The organism is Rhodoferax saidenbachensis (genome assembly GCF_001955715.1).
Taxonomy (GTDB): domain Bacteria; phylum Pseudomonadota; class Gammaproteobacteria; order Burkholderiales; family Burkholderiaceae_C; genus Allorhodoferax; species Allorhodoferax saidenbachensis.
Window position 1 is genome coordinate 2,084,835 of record NZ_CP019239.1, and the last position, 13,350, is coordinate 2,098,184.

The following is a 13,350-nucleotide window of genomic DNA, read 5'->3' on the forward strand; positions in this document are numbered from 1 at the left end:
CGTCAGGCCAGTCCGCAAAATTGTCGCAGGGCGGCCAGTGCTGCCACGTTGGGTGTGGATTGCTCGCGCACCAGTTTGGCCACTTCGGTGGCCTCGGGAATGCTGGACTGCGCACCGGCACGGGTGCAGGCCAGGGCTGCTGCGGCACTGGCAGTTTGCAGCGCTTTGGCCATGTCTGCGCCCTGACTGAGCGCGGCGACAAGGCTGCCGCAAAAAGTGTCACCGGCACCGGTGGTGTCCACGGGCGTGATGTCAAAAGCCTGTTGCAAAAAAAACTGCCCCTGATGGCGCGTGCAGCAGCCGTGGTGGCCCAGGGTCACGACCACGGTGGGCACGTGTTGCAGGCGCTCCAGGCACTGGGCAATGCTGCCGCTGTGGCCAGACACGGTGGCCAGCTCACCTTCGTTGACCACGAGCACATCCACCAAAGCCAGCAGTTCAGCCGGCAGGGCTTGCGCGGGCGCCGCGTTGAGCACCACGGTGACACCTTGCGCGCGGGCCGCCTGGGCATAGGCGGTTACGCTGGGCAACGGGGTTTCCAGTTGCAGCAGCAGGTGGGTGAAACCGGTCAACGGTGGAAGGTGCTGCGGCTCGAGGCAGGCGTTGGCACCGGGGGCCACGGTGATGGCGTTTTCGGCATCGTCAGAGACGCAGATGAAGGCGGTGCCCGTGGGCTGGTCCAGCGGGCGTACCGTGTGCAGCACGACCCCGGCGTCGGCCAGCGATTTTTCCAACGGCGCGGCAAACGCGTCAGAGCCCAGCGCCAGCAACATATGGGTGGGCGCGCCACCTGCGCGTGCGCTGGCCACGGCCTGGTTGGCGCCCTTGCCGCCAGGGTAGGTTTTGAATTCGCGGCCCAGCACGGTTTCGCCGGGGCCGGGGATGTGGGTGGCCCGGACCACAAAGTCCAGGTTGGCGGAGCCGGCCACAAGTATCATTGGTGTGTCTTTCCATGCGCCATCAGGCGTTCAGGAGGCACATTGTGCCGCGTAAAAGGCAGGCCGAAATAGGCCGCAACGTAAGAGCTTGTTTACTATCTATACGGGGCCACGTTGATGCGCAATCGGGATGAGTTGTCCACCAAGATCACGCCGCATGGGCTGATGCCCATGCAAGGGGCTTGGTGGGTAAATCGCCCGATTTCGCTTCAACCCGAAGGGCAAGTACCTTTTTGGGCGGTCTGCGGCGTTGCAAAGCCTTGCCGGGCACCAGCCCGGCAGCGTTTTGCGCCTAGCAGTCCACTCCGAAAAGGCACTTGCGTGGCCTCGTATAGATAGTAAACAAGCTCTGATAACACCATCTCCCGTTTTCATGTCCTGTTCCCATGCCTGATTCTTCTTCCATTGTTGTTGTGGGGGGCTGCAATATGGACATTGCCGTCAGTACCCCGGTGCCGCCCACGCCTGCAGACTCCAACCCCGGCCAGATCGCATGTGCCCCCGGCGGGGTAGCCCGCAATGTGGCGGAAAACCTGGCGCGCCTGGGCAACCCCACCAGCCTGGTCAGTGCGGTGGGCGACGATGTATTTGGGCAAAGCCTGCGCCAGTCGACGACCGCGGCGGGTGTGAACATGCAAACCATGGTGGTATTGCCGACGCAGCGCACGGCCAGCTACGTGTCGTTGCACGGCGCCAATGGCGACATGGATGTGGCCGTTAATGACATGGGCATTCTGGAGGCGCTGACGCCCGCCGTTTTGAGCGCACACCGTCACCACCTAGAGCAGGCAGACTGCATGGTGGTGGACTGCAATCTGACGGCGCCAAGCCTGGCTTATTTGCTCGAAGATATTGCCGTGCGTTGCGACATACCCGTATTTGTAGACGGCGTGTCGGTAGCCAAGTGCCAGAGGATCAAAACCCTGCTGCCGCACATTCACACCCTCAAGCTCAATCGGCTGGAGGTGCAGATGCTCAGCGGCACCACGGTTGACACGGTGGACCAGGCGCGCGATGCGGCCCAGCTGCTGCACCACCAGGGTGTGCGCGAGGTGGTGGTGAGTCTGGGCGAGCTGGGTGTGTGCTGGTGTGACGCTACGGGCACCACGGGCTACCTGCCAGCCAACCGCGTGCCCGTGGTGAATACCTCCGGAGCGGGAGACGCCTTGCTGGCCGGTTTGGTGCACGGATTCCTGAACCGCTGGCCTTTGGTGCAGGCAGTGGACTTTGCCATGGCCTGCGCCGAAATCACGCTGTCCAGCCCACGCGCCAACCACCCTGATTTATCCCTGGCCGCGGTGCAAGCGCAACGTAGTCACAAAACCCATTAACACCAACCATTCAACCGCTATGACGCAATCCCCATTTCTCGATATTTCTGCCGAAGTCCAGCAGGCGCTGCAGTCCGGCAAGCCCGTGGTGGCGCTGGAGTCCACCATCATTTCGCACGGCATGCCGTATCCACAGAACGTGGCGACCGCCAAGCAGGTGGAAGCCGAGGTGCGTGCGCATGGCGCGGTGCCGGCCACCATTGCCATCATCAATGGGCGGCTCAAGGCTGGCTTGAGCGACGCCGATATTGAGCTGCTGGGCCGTGGCGGGCGCGACATCGTCAAGGTGAGCCGGCGCGATATTCCCTTTATCGCGGCAGCGGGGCAGTCCGGTGCCACCACCGTGGCGTCCACCATGATCATTGCCGCCATGGCCGGTATTCGCGTGTTTGCCACGGGCGGTATTGGCGGCGTGCACCGCAATGCGCAGGAAAGTTTTGACGTATCGGCCGATTTGCAGGAACTGGCGCAGACCCCCGTGGCTGTGGTCTGCGCGGGCGCCAAATCCATCCTCGATCTGCGCTTGACTCTGGAGTACCTGGAGACCCATGGGGTACCCGTGGTGGGCTACCAGACGAAGTCTTTGCCAGCCTTCTTCACCCGCGACAGCGCGTTTTCAGTAGATTACCGATTGGACAGCGCGGCCGAGATTGCGCATGTGCTGCACACCAAGTGGGCCCTGGCCCTGCGCGGTGGCATGGTCGTTGCTAACCCGATTCCTGAGGAATATGCGATGCCGCGCGCACTGATTGACGGTGCGATTGAGCAGGCCTTGCAGGAGGCGCAGGCCCAGGGCATCAGTGGCAAGGAGTCGACGCCTTTCCTGCTGGCCCGCGTGTACGACATCACTGGTGGTGACAGCCTGGCGGCCAATATTCAACTGGTGTTGAACAATGCGCGCCTGGCCAGTGCCATTGGCACTGCGCTTTGTGCGCTGGACGCCTGAGCGTGGCCGCGATAGGGAAAGCCCTTGCTTGCGGGGTAAAGAGGGGGCCATTACGCTCTGACCACCTCTGATCTTTGCTATGCTGGACGGTATGCCGTAGGGCAGGGTTGGATAAACCTGATTCGTTTTAACTTTTTATTGAATTGAGATCCACGATGACATCCAAAACCAATTTGCAATGGGCTGTTTTGACCGCGGCCTTGGTAGCCAGCTTCCAGGTAGCTGCAGAACCCGCCATCGTGTACGACATGGGCGGAAAATTTGACAAGTCCTTCAACGAAGCGGCTTACAACGGCATGGAACGCTGGAAAAAAGAAACCGGCAAGCAGTACCTTGAGTTTGAAGTGTCCAACGAATCTCAGCGCGAACAAGCCATTCGCCGCATGGCCGAAAAAGGCGCCAGCCCCATCATCGCCATGAGCTTCAGCCAGGCCTCCGCCATCGAAAAAATCGCCAAAGAATTCCCCAAGCTGCAATTCGCCATCATCGATGACGTGGTCAAGCTGCCCAACGTGCAGTCCGTGGTGTTCAAGGAGCAGGAAGGCAGCTTCCTGGTGGGCGCGCTGGCTGCCATGGCCAGCAAGACCGGCAAAGTGGGCTTTGTGGGTGGCATGGATATTCCCCTGATCCGCAAATTCCAATGCGGCTACGAACAAGGCGCCAAGTACGCCAACCCCAAGGCGGAAGTGTTTGGCAACATGACCGGCACCACCGGCGCCGCATGGAACGACCCCGCCCGTGGTGGTGAGCTGGCCAAGTCGCAATTCTCCAAGGGCGCTGACGTGGTGTTTGCCGCAGCTGGCGGTACCGGCATGGGCGTGTACCAGGCCGCCAAGGACAACGGCAAGCTGGCCATTGGTGTGGACAGCAACCAGAACCACCTGCAACCCGGCACCATGCTGACTTCCATGCTCAAGCGCGTGGACGTGGCGGTGTATGAAGTGTCCAAGAAATTCACACCCGGCATGTCTTCGCTGGGCCTGAAGGAAGATGGCGTGGGTTACGCCGTGGACAAGAACAACGAAAAACTGATCACCGCCGACATGAAGAAGAAGGTTGAAGCCGCCAAGGCCGACATCATCAGCGGCAAGATCAAGGTGGCAGACTACATGGCGGCCAACGCCTGCAAGTACTGATAGCTGGCTGGTGCACCTGTGCACCAGAACAGGCTCCAAGCCCGCGGCACGTTATGGTGTCGTGGGCTTTTGTTTGGTGGGCCTGGCTTGGAAAAGTGATAGGAGTGCGATGTGAGGTCTGACAGCCATCCGACATCCACCACGGCACAGTTCGCCGTGGAGATGACGGGTATATGCAAACAGTTTGGCGCCGTGGCGGCCAACGCCGATGTGGACCTGCGCGTGGCGCAGGGCACGGTGCACGGCATCGTGGGCGAGAACGGCGCGGGCAAGAGCACGCTGATGTCGGTGTTGTATGGCTTTTACCAGGCGGACAGCGGCTCCATCGCGGTGTTTGGGCGCCCGGCCAGTATCCACAATGCGGACGACGCCATTGCCTTGGGCATTGGCATGGTGCACCAGCACTTTATGTTGGTGGACACGCTGACCGCGCTGGAAAACGTGATGCTGGGCGCGGAGCCGCATTGGCTGCTGCAGCGCGCGGATGCACAGGTGCGTGTGAAGCTGGACGCACTCATGCAGTCCACGGGGCTGGCGGTCCAACTGGATGCGCTGGTTGCCGATTTGACGGTGGGTGACCGCCAACGCCTGGAAATTCTCAAGGCGCTGTACCGGGGCGCCAAGGTGTTGATCCTCGACGAACCGACCGCAGTGCTCACGCCGCAAGAGACCGAACAATTGTTTGGCGTGCTGCGCCTGCTGCGTTCGCAGGGCACCACGATTTTGCTGATCACCCACAAACTCAAGGAAGTCATGGGCCTGTGTGACCAGGTGACTGTGATGCGCGCGGGCAGGGTGGTGCAGGAGATACCGATTGCGCAAGCCTCCATCGAGGGCTTGGCGCAGGCCATGGTGGGGCGCAAGGTGCAGATGGGGCGTGTGGACGCAGACGCCAAACCTGCGGGTGAGGTGCTGCTGCAGGCCACAGGTGTCGTGGTCCGTGATGCCATGAACGTGGTACGCCTGCATGGCTTGGATCTGACCTTGCGTGCGGGCGAAATCGTCGGCGTGGCGGGAGTGTCCGGCAACGGCCAGAGCGAATTGCTCGATGTGCTGTCCGGGCTGTTGCACCCGTCTGCAGGGCAATTGCAATTGGGCGCTGCGACCTTTGAGGTCGCGCGTTGGCTGGACCCGGTGACCGCCCGTGCACAGGGCCTGGCCCATGTGCCGGAAGACCGCCATGCGCGTGCGCTGGTGATGGATTTTGTGGCCTGGGAATCCGCCGCGCTGGGCTACGACCAACTGCCGGAATACGCGCATTGGGGATGGATGGACCACGGCAGCATGCGTGAGGCCACGGGCCGCATGATGGAGCGCTTCGATGTGCGCCCGCGTGACCCGGAATTGCGTTGCAGCAAGTTCTCCGGCGGCAACCAGCAAAAGCTGGTGCTGGCGCGCGAGCTGGGCCAGTCGCCCAAGGTGCTGCTGGTGGGCCAGCCCACACGTGGCGTGGACATAGGTGCCATCGAGTTTATTTACGCACAGCTGCGGGCCCTGCGTGATGCGGGTTGTGCGGTATTGGTGGTGTCCAGCGAACTGGATGAAATTTTGGCCTTGTCGGATCGGGTGATCGTCATGAATCAGGGGCGTGTGACCGGGGAACTGGCCATTGGCGATTGCACTGAAGAGGGCCTGGGCCTGCTGATGACCGGAGGCACGCAATGAGCGCACCCGCACCCATGCCCCGCTGGGCCGATCTGATTTTGCTGCCGGCGGTTTGTCTGGCTGTGGCCCTGCTGGCCGCGTCTGCGGTCATTGCGCTCGTGGGGCAAAACCCGATGGAAGTGATCAAGGTACTGCTGCACGGGGCGCTGGGCTCGGCGCGCGGCATCAGCTACACGCTCTACTACACCACCACGTTTATCTTCACCGGTCTTGCGGTGGCGGTGGCCTTCCACGCCGGGCTGTTCAATATCGGTGGAGAGGGACAGGCTGTTCTGGGGGGCCTGGGTACCGGTCTGGTGGCACTGTGGTGGTCCTCATTTTTGCCGGCCTGGGTGATGTTGCCGTTGATGCTGGTGTCCGGCGCATTGTTTGGTATGGCCTGGGCGGCAGTGCCCGCGTACCTGCAGGCCTACCGTGGCAGCCACGTGGTGATCACCACCATCATGTTCAATTTCATTGCCAGCAGCTTGCTGGTGTATTTGCTGGTCAACCACCTGCGCCCCGTGGGCACCATGTCGGTAGAAAGTGCCACATTTGCAGATTCTGCCAAGTTGCCCGGCATGCAGGCATTGCTGGCGGGTCTGGGCGTGGAGTGGCCTTCAACGCCACTCAACGTGAGCCTGTTTCTGGCGCTGCTCGCGGCGCTGGGCGTGTATTTGTTCCTGTGGCGCACCCGTGCGGGCTACCACCTGCGCGCTGTGGGTTCCAGCCCGAGTGCAGCCGAGTACGCGGGCATTGATTCACGGCGCCAGATCATGGTGGCCATGAGCATTTCGGGTGCGTTGGCCGGTTTGGTGGGCATGAATGAAATTGCCGGGGTCAACAACAAGCTATTGCTCGAATACGTGAGTGGCGCTGGTTTTACCGGTATTGCGGTCTCATTGATGGGGCGCAGTCACCCGGTGGGCATTATTTTCTCCAGCCTGCTGTTTGGCGCGCTGTTCCAGGGTGGGGCCGAGGTGGCGTTTGATGTGCCCGGCTTCAGCCGTGACATGGTGGTGATGGTGCAGGGTTTTATCGTCTTGTTCTCGGGGGCCATGGCCTATGTGATCGCTCCCTGGGTGGCGCGTGCGGTCGCATTGGGCGCGCGGGCAACCGGCTCCCGCAAGGAGGCCCGCCATGGATGAAGCTTTCTTTGGCGCCATGCTGGCCTCCACGTTGCGGGTGTCCACGCCGCTGATCCTGTGCGCTTTGGCCGGCCTGTTTTCAGAACGCTCGGGCGTGGTGGACATCGGGCTGGAAGGCAAGATGCTATTTGGCGCGTTTGCCGCCGGTGCAGCCGGTGCAGCCTACGGGTCGACCACGATTGCCATAGCCTGCGCGATGCTGGTGGCCACCAGCCTGTCGTGGATGCACGGCCTAGCCTGTGTGAGTCACAAGGGTGACCAGGTGGTCTCGGGTGTGGCGATCAACATCATTGCTTCGGGTATGACCGTGGTGTTGGGCATTGCCTGGTTTGCGCAAGGCGGCCAAACGCCACCGGTTACCGGCGAGGTGCGTATCCAGGCATTGTTCCCGCAGGCCGTGGCGGCCCTGCATGGCATTCCGTGGATAGGTGCCGTGGTGGGTGAGGGGCTGCTGGGCCACAACGCCATGGTGTATTTCACATTGCTGCTGGTGCCCGCCACGTGGTGGCTGCTGTTTCGCACGCGCTTCGGGCTGCGCCTGCGCGCCGTGGGCGAGAACCCGCAGATGGTGGACGCTGCGGGGGTGTCGGTGGCCGGCTTGCGCTACACCGCGCTCACGCTCAATGGCATGTTGTGTGGTTTGGCCGGCAGCTACCTGGTGCTGGCGCAGAGCGCCAATTTTTCGCACAATATGACGGCAGGACGCGGCTTCATGGCCTTGGCTGCCCTGATCTTTGGGCGTTGGCATCCGGTAGGTGCTTTCTGGGCCTGTCTGCTGTTTGGCTTCCTCGACGCCGCGGCCATTCGTTTGCAAGGTGTGCAACTCCCCGGCCTGGGTGAAGTGCCGGTGCAGGCGATCCAGGCGCTGCCGTATGTGCTGACCGTGGTGCTGCTGGCAGGATTTATTGGCAAGGCCGTGGCGCCGCAGGCGCTGGGCAAGCCGTACTCGAAAGAACGCTGACGTGGCATCCAACACCTGGGTCAAAGTGGTGGGCTTCAGTGACCAGGAGAGACACTCGCTCAACACACTTTTCCGGCTGTCCGAGCGGCACACGCCTTCGTATGTGCTGTGGAAACCGGATGCCCCATCGCCACCCCAAGTGGCGCTGATCGATGTGGACAGCTATGAGGCGGGCCTGGAAATGGCATCGCCCAACCTCAATCCCAACCTCAAACTGATCTGTGTAGGTGCCGAGCCGCCGCCACAGGCTTGGCGTAGCTTCCAGCGTCCGGTGGATTGGAACGCGCTGGTGCAGGAGCTGGACCGCCTGTTTGCGCCGCCGCCCGATCTGGACATTGATCTTGGCTTTGGCGACAGCCAGGACAAAACCGTGCCGCCCGGGGTGAAGGTTTGCATGTTGGTGGGCATGACACGTGAACAGCGCCTGTACTTACGCGCACGCCTAGCACTGGCCGGTTTGACCGAGGTGGATGACGCCGAGACTGCGGGCCAGGCCAGCGCACTGATGTCGCAGCGCCAGTACGAACTGGTGGTGGTGGGACTGGAACTCAGCGACGCAGACCCTTGGTCCCTGGTGCAGGCACTCAAGGACCAGCAGGCGCCCACACGCTCGGTGATCGTGGCAACCGAATCACCCACCTGGGCCGCCATGGAGCGGGCCGAACAACTGGCCTGCACCGGCCTGCTTGAAATCCCGTTCAACCCCAAACAGGTTTTGAAGCTGCTGCAGCAGGTTTGATTGATGCACTTGCCCGCGTGCGGCGGTTGCGGTGCAAGTCCAGACTGCGTGCCAGACTGGCTTCGACCGGCAGTGGTTCACCGCCCAGCCGCGCCACCAATAGCTCCGCGCACAAGGCTGCAAAACTCAGGCCCCGTGATCCCATGCCAATGCTGATCCACAAAGGCGGATGTGGTGCCGAGGTTAGAGGGCCGACCAGCGGCAGACGGTCGTAAGTGACACAGCGTGTGCCGCTCCAGTGCGTGACCTGCTGTTGTTCAAATGCGGGCGCCAGCGCCTCGGCAACACGCGGCAGTAATTGCTGCAACTTGGCGTAATTGGCCTGGTGTTGTGCAGGAAAGTCTGCTGCCCGCAATGGGCTGGTTTCAAAGGTGGCACCGGCCATCCATTGCATGCCTGCGTCATTAGGTATGTGGGGGAGGAATCCACCACGGCCATTGACGGGAAATGGCGCGAGGGTGGCTTGCTCAATGCTGCTGTTCACTGGCCCCAAGGTCATGGTGCCGTGGAGGGCCTGCAGGTCTTGCAATTTTCCCTGTATCTCTGTATCGACGGCAACGGGAAGTTGTTGCACCAGCTCGGTACAGGCCATGGCGTTGGCTAGCACCACCAGGTCTGCGCGGGCCAATTCGGAGCCCTCTGCGTCGAGCAGTCGCCATTGACCATCATGTTGCTGCAGTTGATGCACCCGTACATCGCCCTGAAATTGGACGCCCGGTTGGGCCAGCCAGGCGCGCACCAGTTGTGCGGGCTTGATCCACGCGGCAAACGGGTGCCACAGGTTGGCCATACCAGCGCTCCAGGCATCGTTATTCCGGCTTGGGGTATGTGCTGCACCGGATGTCACCCATGTGCCCCAGTGCGGCAACGATTCGAGCTTGGAAGCTGCGTCAGTGGTTTCCCGGCATTCCAGTACACCGGTCTGCGCCCAGTCTTGGCCTGCCTGTAGCAGCGTGCGTGCGTGTTGCAGCATCAGACGCAAACCACTACGCGACAGGCGTGCGCGCGGATTGTCGTCGGCAGACACATGGGGTACGACCAGCCCGGCGGGCAGGCCGGAGGCCGCACTGGCCGGGTTTGCATGCGCGTCCAGCACCGTGACCTGCCAGCCACGCAATGCCAACGCGTGCGCCACGCTGGCACCGGACAAGCCGGCTCCGATGACAACACAGCGCCCAAGCTTTGGGGCTTGTGGCGTATCCCCCTGGCGGCTGGTAGAGAGATTCCAGTGCGGATCGAATGCACCGCTAAAGCCTGTCTCGGTGGTTTGAGGAAGGAGCCTGAAACCGGCTTGTGCAAAGGGCTCTGCCCATGTCTGTGGCAAGTCTGCGTGCAGCAGCGTGCCGCGTTTGCAACGCCGTGTGAGCAGCTTCACGGCCCATTTGTCCCACGCTGCAGACGCCTCGCCCACAAGCAGCGCGTCGGCCGCAAAACTTTGCTCGGCCAGCATGGCCTGCAGCTCGCCCACACACAGGGTCAGCGATACACGGCCCCCTTCAAAACTGATGCGTTGAAACCCCGGCAGCAGCCCGAAGCAGGCTTGTTGCAGCGCTTGCGCCAGGGGATGGTCAACGGGGAACGTGGGCACTACCGGGGCAATGCCCACGTAATGCAACATGCCGGGGCGCTGGGCGTCGTCGCGCCAGGCCTGCCAGGTGTCCAGAAAATGCCGGCTATCGCCCCATGCCGTGTCCAGCAGGGTCCAGGACGGTTTGCCGGCCCAGGGCTGGCGCATTGAGCAGATGCCTAACGGTGTCAGGCGCTAGGAGGCACGTAGCCTTGGGCGGCGTCGGCGCCGTCACCAAAGAAATGGTTTTCCATCTGGCGCGCCAGGTACTGGCGGGCGCGGGCGTCGGCCAGGTTCAGGCGGTTTTCATTGACCAGCATGGTCTGGTGCTTGAGCCAGGCAGCCCAGGCTTCCTTGCTCACACCTTCCCAGATGCGTTTGCCCAGCTCGCCAGGGTAGGGGGGGAAGTCCAGGCCTTCGGCCTCTTTGCCCAGCTTGATACATTGAACGGTGCGTGCCATGGCTAACCTTTGCAGAATAAATGCGGTGTGCGTCAAAAAACAGAATGGCGAATCTTATTCGGTTTGGATTTGCCCTTGGCGGAGTGGGAACTTAGTCGGCACAATGCACACCAAGCACGGGCACCGCGCCGACATGGCGTATCAATGGAGAAGAAGATTTTGAACTTTGTGTTGAACTGGATCGACCAAGCGCCCCGGCGCACCATGGCATTGGTGTGCCTGACCTGTGTGGCCCTGCTGGCCTATGGCCTGTATTTGCAGCATGTGGTGGGCCTGGAGCCTTGCCCGATGTGTATTGTGCAGCGATATGCTCTTGTTTTGATAGCTGTTTGCGCAGCGTTGACGGGGGCTACAGCCCGAAAAGGCTTGTATATCAGTGGCAGCGTCCTGATTGTCGTGCTGGCTGTGCTGGGAGCCTTTGTGGCCGCGCGTCAGAGCTGGCTGCAGTGGTACCCGCCCGAAGTGGCGTCCTGCGGGCGTGACCTGTACGGCATGATTGAAAACTTCCCGCTGCAGCGCGTGGTGCCCATGCTGCTCAAGGGCAGCGGTGACTGCTCCGCGGTGGACTGGACCTTCCTGGGTGGCACGATTGCCAACTGGTCTTTCCTGTGGTTTTGTGCCATGGGCGTGGCGGGCGTCGTTCTGGCCTGGCGCCGTAACCGGGCGGCTTGACGCGCCGCACAGCGCTTTCCAGATTCAGCCCAGCAGCGTCTGTTCTACTGCGGCCTTGGCGTCTTCAAGCCCCATAAAAAACCGCGTCGGCTGTGGTGCAGCTTTGGGCATGTGGCTGGGCGGGGCCCAGAGCCGGCCATCCAGCCAACTGGCGGTGAACCCACCAATGTCCTTGGGCTTCAGGGTGCAGACCGGTACATCGTCGAGCAAGGCGGTATGCACGGGAGGGGTCACATTCCAAGTGATGCTGGCCATATGCACCTTCTTTGAGCTGTTGTGGGCGCATTCTATGGCGCGCCTGCAGAAGTCTCAACTGGCTTTCACCCTATGCGGCGGCCCGCATTGCGCGGCTTGGCAGGCCGTCTGGCGTCTTAACCCAGCTTCTTCACCAACACCTGGCTCTTGCGATCCCAGTTGTACTTGCGCTTGCGTGCCTCGGGCAGCCATTCAGGGTCTACCTGCACAAAACCGCGTTTGATGAACCAGTGCATGGTGCGCGTGGTCAGCACAAAGATGCTGTCCAGCCCGGCGGCCTTGGCGCGTTGCTCAACACGTTTCAACACGCGCTCGCCATCGCCCTGGCCCTGCACATCGGGTGACACGGTGAGCGCCGCCATCTCGGCCGTTTTGGCTTCGGGGTAGGGATAGAGCGCCGCGCAGGCGAAGATCACGCCGTCATGTTCGATGATGGTGTAGTTGCCCGCATCACGCTCGATCTCGGTGCGGCTGCGCTTGACCAGCGTGCCGTCGCGCTCAAACGGCTCGATCAGTTGCAGGATGCCGCCCACGTCTTCTTCGGTGGCTTCGCGCAGGCTCTCCAGCTTTTCGTCCACCACCATGGTGCCAATGCCGTCGTGCACATACACCTCCAGCAGGATGGCGCCGTCCACCGAGAACGGAATGATGTGGCTGCGCTCCACGCCGGCCTTGCAGGCCTTGACGCAGTGCTGCAAGTAGAAAGCGGTATCGGTCGGCTGGTTGGCGGCAGGCAGGGCCTTGAGCAGTTTTTCCGCAGCGGCCAGGGGCAGCTCGGTGTCGATAGGGTTGTCTTCGCTGGCGGGCTGCGTCGGGTCCGTACGGATGCCGGGCACTTCGGTCAAAAAGATCAGCTTGTCGGCCTGCAACGCAGTGGCAACAGAGGTAGCCACCTCTTCCATGCTCAGGTTAAACGCCTCACCGGTGGGAGAGAAGCCAAACGGCGACAGCAGCACCATGGCGCCCATGTCCAGTGTGCGGGTGATGCCCGCAATGTCCACCTTGCGTACCAGTCCGCTGTGCTGGAAATCAATACCATCGACGATGCCCACGGGGCGTGCGGTGATGAAGTTGCCAGAAATGACGCGCACCGTGGAGTCGGCCATGGGCGTGTTGGGCAGGCCCTGACTGAATGCCGCTTCAATCTCGTAACGCAATTGGCCCGCCGCCTCCTGCGCGCAGTCCAGCGCCACTTCATCGGTAATACGGATGCCGTGGCTGTATTTGGGCGTGTGGCCTTTGGCCTTGAGCTGTTCGTTCACCTGGGGGCGAAAACCGTGCACCAGCACGATTTTCACGCCCATGCTCTGGATCATCGCCAGGTCTTGCGCCAGGCTTTGCAGCTTGCCGGCGGCAATGGCTTCCCCAGCGATACCCACCACAAAAGTCTGGTTGCGGAACTTGTGGATATAGGGCGCGACCGACCGGAACCAGGGGACAAAGGTGAAGTTGAAGACTGAGGTCATGCGGTCGGGGTGGCTGGAGGGCGGTGGAGTGGGGCGTTGGCTGGGATAATCCTTGATTCTCTACGAAGTTATTGCCTTGACAGCCA

At 61.9% G+C, this 13,350-nt stretch carries 13 protein-coding genes; 8 read left to right on the forward strand and 5 right to left on the reverse strand.

Going from position 1 to position 13,350, the window contains the following annotated elements:
• Window positions 1-2: 2 nt before the first annotated feature.
• Window positions 3-938, reverse strand: a complete 936-nt coding sequence (locus RS694_RS09955; protein WP_037248507.1) for a ribokinase — start codon at window positions 936-938, stop codon at window positions 3-5.
• Between the two features lie 386 nt (window positions 939-1,324).
• Here RS694_RS09955 and RS694_RS09960 point away from each other — a divergent pair, with 386 nt between their 5' ends.
• The 7 genes from RS694_RS09960 (at window position 1,325) to RS694_RS09990 (ending at window position 8,843) form a co-directional block, all read left to right on the forward strand.
• A complete protein-coding gene (locus RS694_RS09960; protein WP_037248504.1) occupies window positions 1,325-2,269 on the forward strand; it encodes a PfkB family carbohydrate kinase in 945 nt (314 codons plus the stop codon).
• A gap of 19 nt (window positions 2,270-2,288) precedes the next feature.
• Window positions 2,289-3,215, forward strand: coding sequence for a pseudouridine-5'-phosphate glycosidase (locus RS694_RS09965; protein WP_029709575.1), 927 nt, complete (start codon window positions 2,289-2,291; stop codon window positions 3,213-3,215).
• 155 nt (window positions 3,216-3,370) lie between these two features.
• Window positions 3,371-4,351 carry a BMP family lipoprotein gene (locus RS694_RS09970; protein WP_051392133.1) on the forward strand — a complete coding sequence of 327 codons (981 nt, stop codon included), beginning with the start codon at window positions 3,371-3,373 and terminating at the stop codon, window positions 4,349-4,351.
• A 111-nt stretch (window positions 4,352-4,462) separates the two neighbouring features.
• Window positions 4,463-6,016 (forward strand): ABC transporter ATP-binding protein, encoded by a 1,554-nt coding sequence (locus tag RS694_RS09975; protein ID WP_338050616.1) that lies wholly within the window; start codon window positions 4,463-4,465, stop codon window positions 6,014-6,016.
• Window positions 6,013-7,143 carry an ABC transporter permease gene (locus tag RS694_RS09980; protein WP_029709572.1) on the forward strand — a complete coding sequence of 377 codons (1,131 nt, stop codon included), beginning with the start codon at window positions 6,013-6,015 and terminating at the stop codon, window positions 7,141-7,143. The genes RS694_RS09975 and RS694_RS09980 overlap by 4 nt, the downstream gene beginning before the upstream one ends.
• Window positions 7,136-8,104: an ABC transporter permease gene (locus tag RS694_RS09985; RefSeq protein ID WP_029709571.1), complete on the forward strand. Its 969-nt coding sequence runs from the start codon at window positions 7,136-7,138 to the stop codon at window positions 8,102-8,104. The genes RS694_RS09980 and RS694_RS09985 overlap by 8 nt, the downstream gene beginning before the upstream one ends.
• Before the next feature lies 1 nt (window position 8,105).
• Window positions 8,106-8,843, forward strand: coding sequence for a DNA-binding transcriptional response regulator (locus RS694_RS09990; RefSeq protein WP_029709570.1), 738 nt, complete (start codon window positions 8,106-8,108; stop codon window positions 8,841-8,843).
• Here RS694_RS09990 and mnmC1 read toward each other — a convergent pair.
• Window positions 8,803-10,578 (reverse strand): FAD-dependent 5-carboxymethylaminomethyl-2-thiouridine(34) oxidoreductase MnmC1, encoded by a 1,776-nt coding sequence (mnmC1, locus tag RS694_RS09995; RefSeq protein ID WP_051392130.1) that lies wholly within the window; start codon window positions 10,576-10,578, stop codon window positions 8,803-8,805. The genes RS694_RS09990 and mnmC1 overlap by 41 nt on opposite strands.
• Before the next feature lie 20 nt (window positions 10,579-10,598).
• Window positions 10,599-10,871, reverse strand: a complete 273-nt coding sequence (locus tag RS694_RS10000; protein ID WP_029709568.1) for an oxidative damage protection protein — start codon at window positions 10,869-10,871, stop codon at window positions 10,599-10,601.
• A 144-nt stretch (window positions 10,872-11,015) separates the two neighbouring features.
• Between RS694_RS10000 and RS694_RS10005 the strand changes: the two genes are divergently transcribed.
• On the forward strand, window positions 11,016-11,543 hold the full coding sequence (locus tag RS694_RS10005) for a disulfide bond formation protein B (RefSeq protein WP_029709567.1): 528 nt from the start codon (window positions 11,016-11,018) through the stop codon (window positions 11,541-11,543).
• 24 nt (window positions 11,544-11,567) lie between these two features.
• Here RS694_RS10005 and RS694_RS10010 read toward each other — a convergent pair whose 3' ends face one another.
• On the reverse strand, window positions 11,568-11,798 hold the full coding sequence (locus tag RS694_RS10010; RefSeq protein ID WP_029709566.1) for a hypothetical protein: 231 nt from the start codon (window positions 11,796-11,798) through the stop codon (window positions 11,568-11,570).
• 116 nt (window positions 11,799-11,914) lie between these two features.
• Window positions 11,915-13,264, reverse strand: coding sequence for an amino-acid N-acetyltransferase (argA, locus tag RS694_RS10015; RefSeq protein WP_029709565.1), 1,350 nt, complete (start codon window positions 13,262-13,264; stop codon window positions 11,915-11,917).
• Window positions 13,265-13,350: the final 86 nt, after the last annotated feature.

Coding starts and splice junctions, on each gene's coding strand:
- RS694_RS09955 (WP_037248507.1), bottom strand. CDS start 938: ATGATACTTGTGGCCGGCTCCGCCAACCTGGACTTTGTGGTCCGGGCC.
- RS694_RS09960 (WP_037248504.1), top strand. CDS start 1,325: ATGCCTGATTCTTCTTCCATTGTTGTTGTGGGGGGCTGCAATATGGAC.
- RS694_RS09965 (WP_029709575.1), top strand. CDS start 2,289: ATGACGCAATCCCCATTTCTCGATATTTCTGCCGAAGTCCAGCAGGCG.
- RS694_RS09970 (WP_051392133.1), top strand. CDS start 3,371: ATGACATCCAAAACCAATTTGCAATGGGCTGTTTTGACCGCGGCCTTG.
- RS694_RS09980 (WP_029709572.1), top strand. CDS start 6,013: ATGAGCGCACCCGCACCCATGCCCCGCTGGGCCGATCTGATTTTGCTG.
- RS694_RS09985 (WP_029709571.1), top strand. CDS start 7,136: ATGGATGAAGCTTTCTTTGGCGCCATGCTGGCCTCCACGTTGCGGGTG.
- mnmC1 (WP_051392130.1), bottom strand. CDS start 10,578: ATGCGCCAGCCCTGGGCCGGCAAACCGTCCTGGACCCTGCTGGACACG.
- RS694_RS10000 (WP_029709568.1), bottom strand. CDS start 10,871: ATGGCACGCACCGTTCAATGTATCAAGCTGGGCAAAGAGGCCGAAGGC.
- RS694_RS10005 (WP_029709567.1), top strand. CDS start 11,016: ATGGAGAAGAAGATTTTGAACTTTGTGTTGAACTGGATCGACCAAGCG.
- RS694_RS10010 (WP_029709566.1), bottom strand. CDS start 11,798: ATGGCCAGCATCACTTGGAATGTGACCCCTCCCGTGCATACCGCCTTG.
- argA (WP_029709565.1), bottom strand. CDS start 13,264: ATGACCTCAGTCTTCAACTTCACCTTTGTCCCCTGGTTCCGGTCGGTC.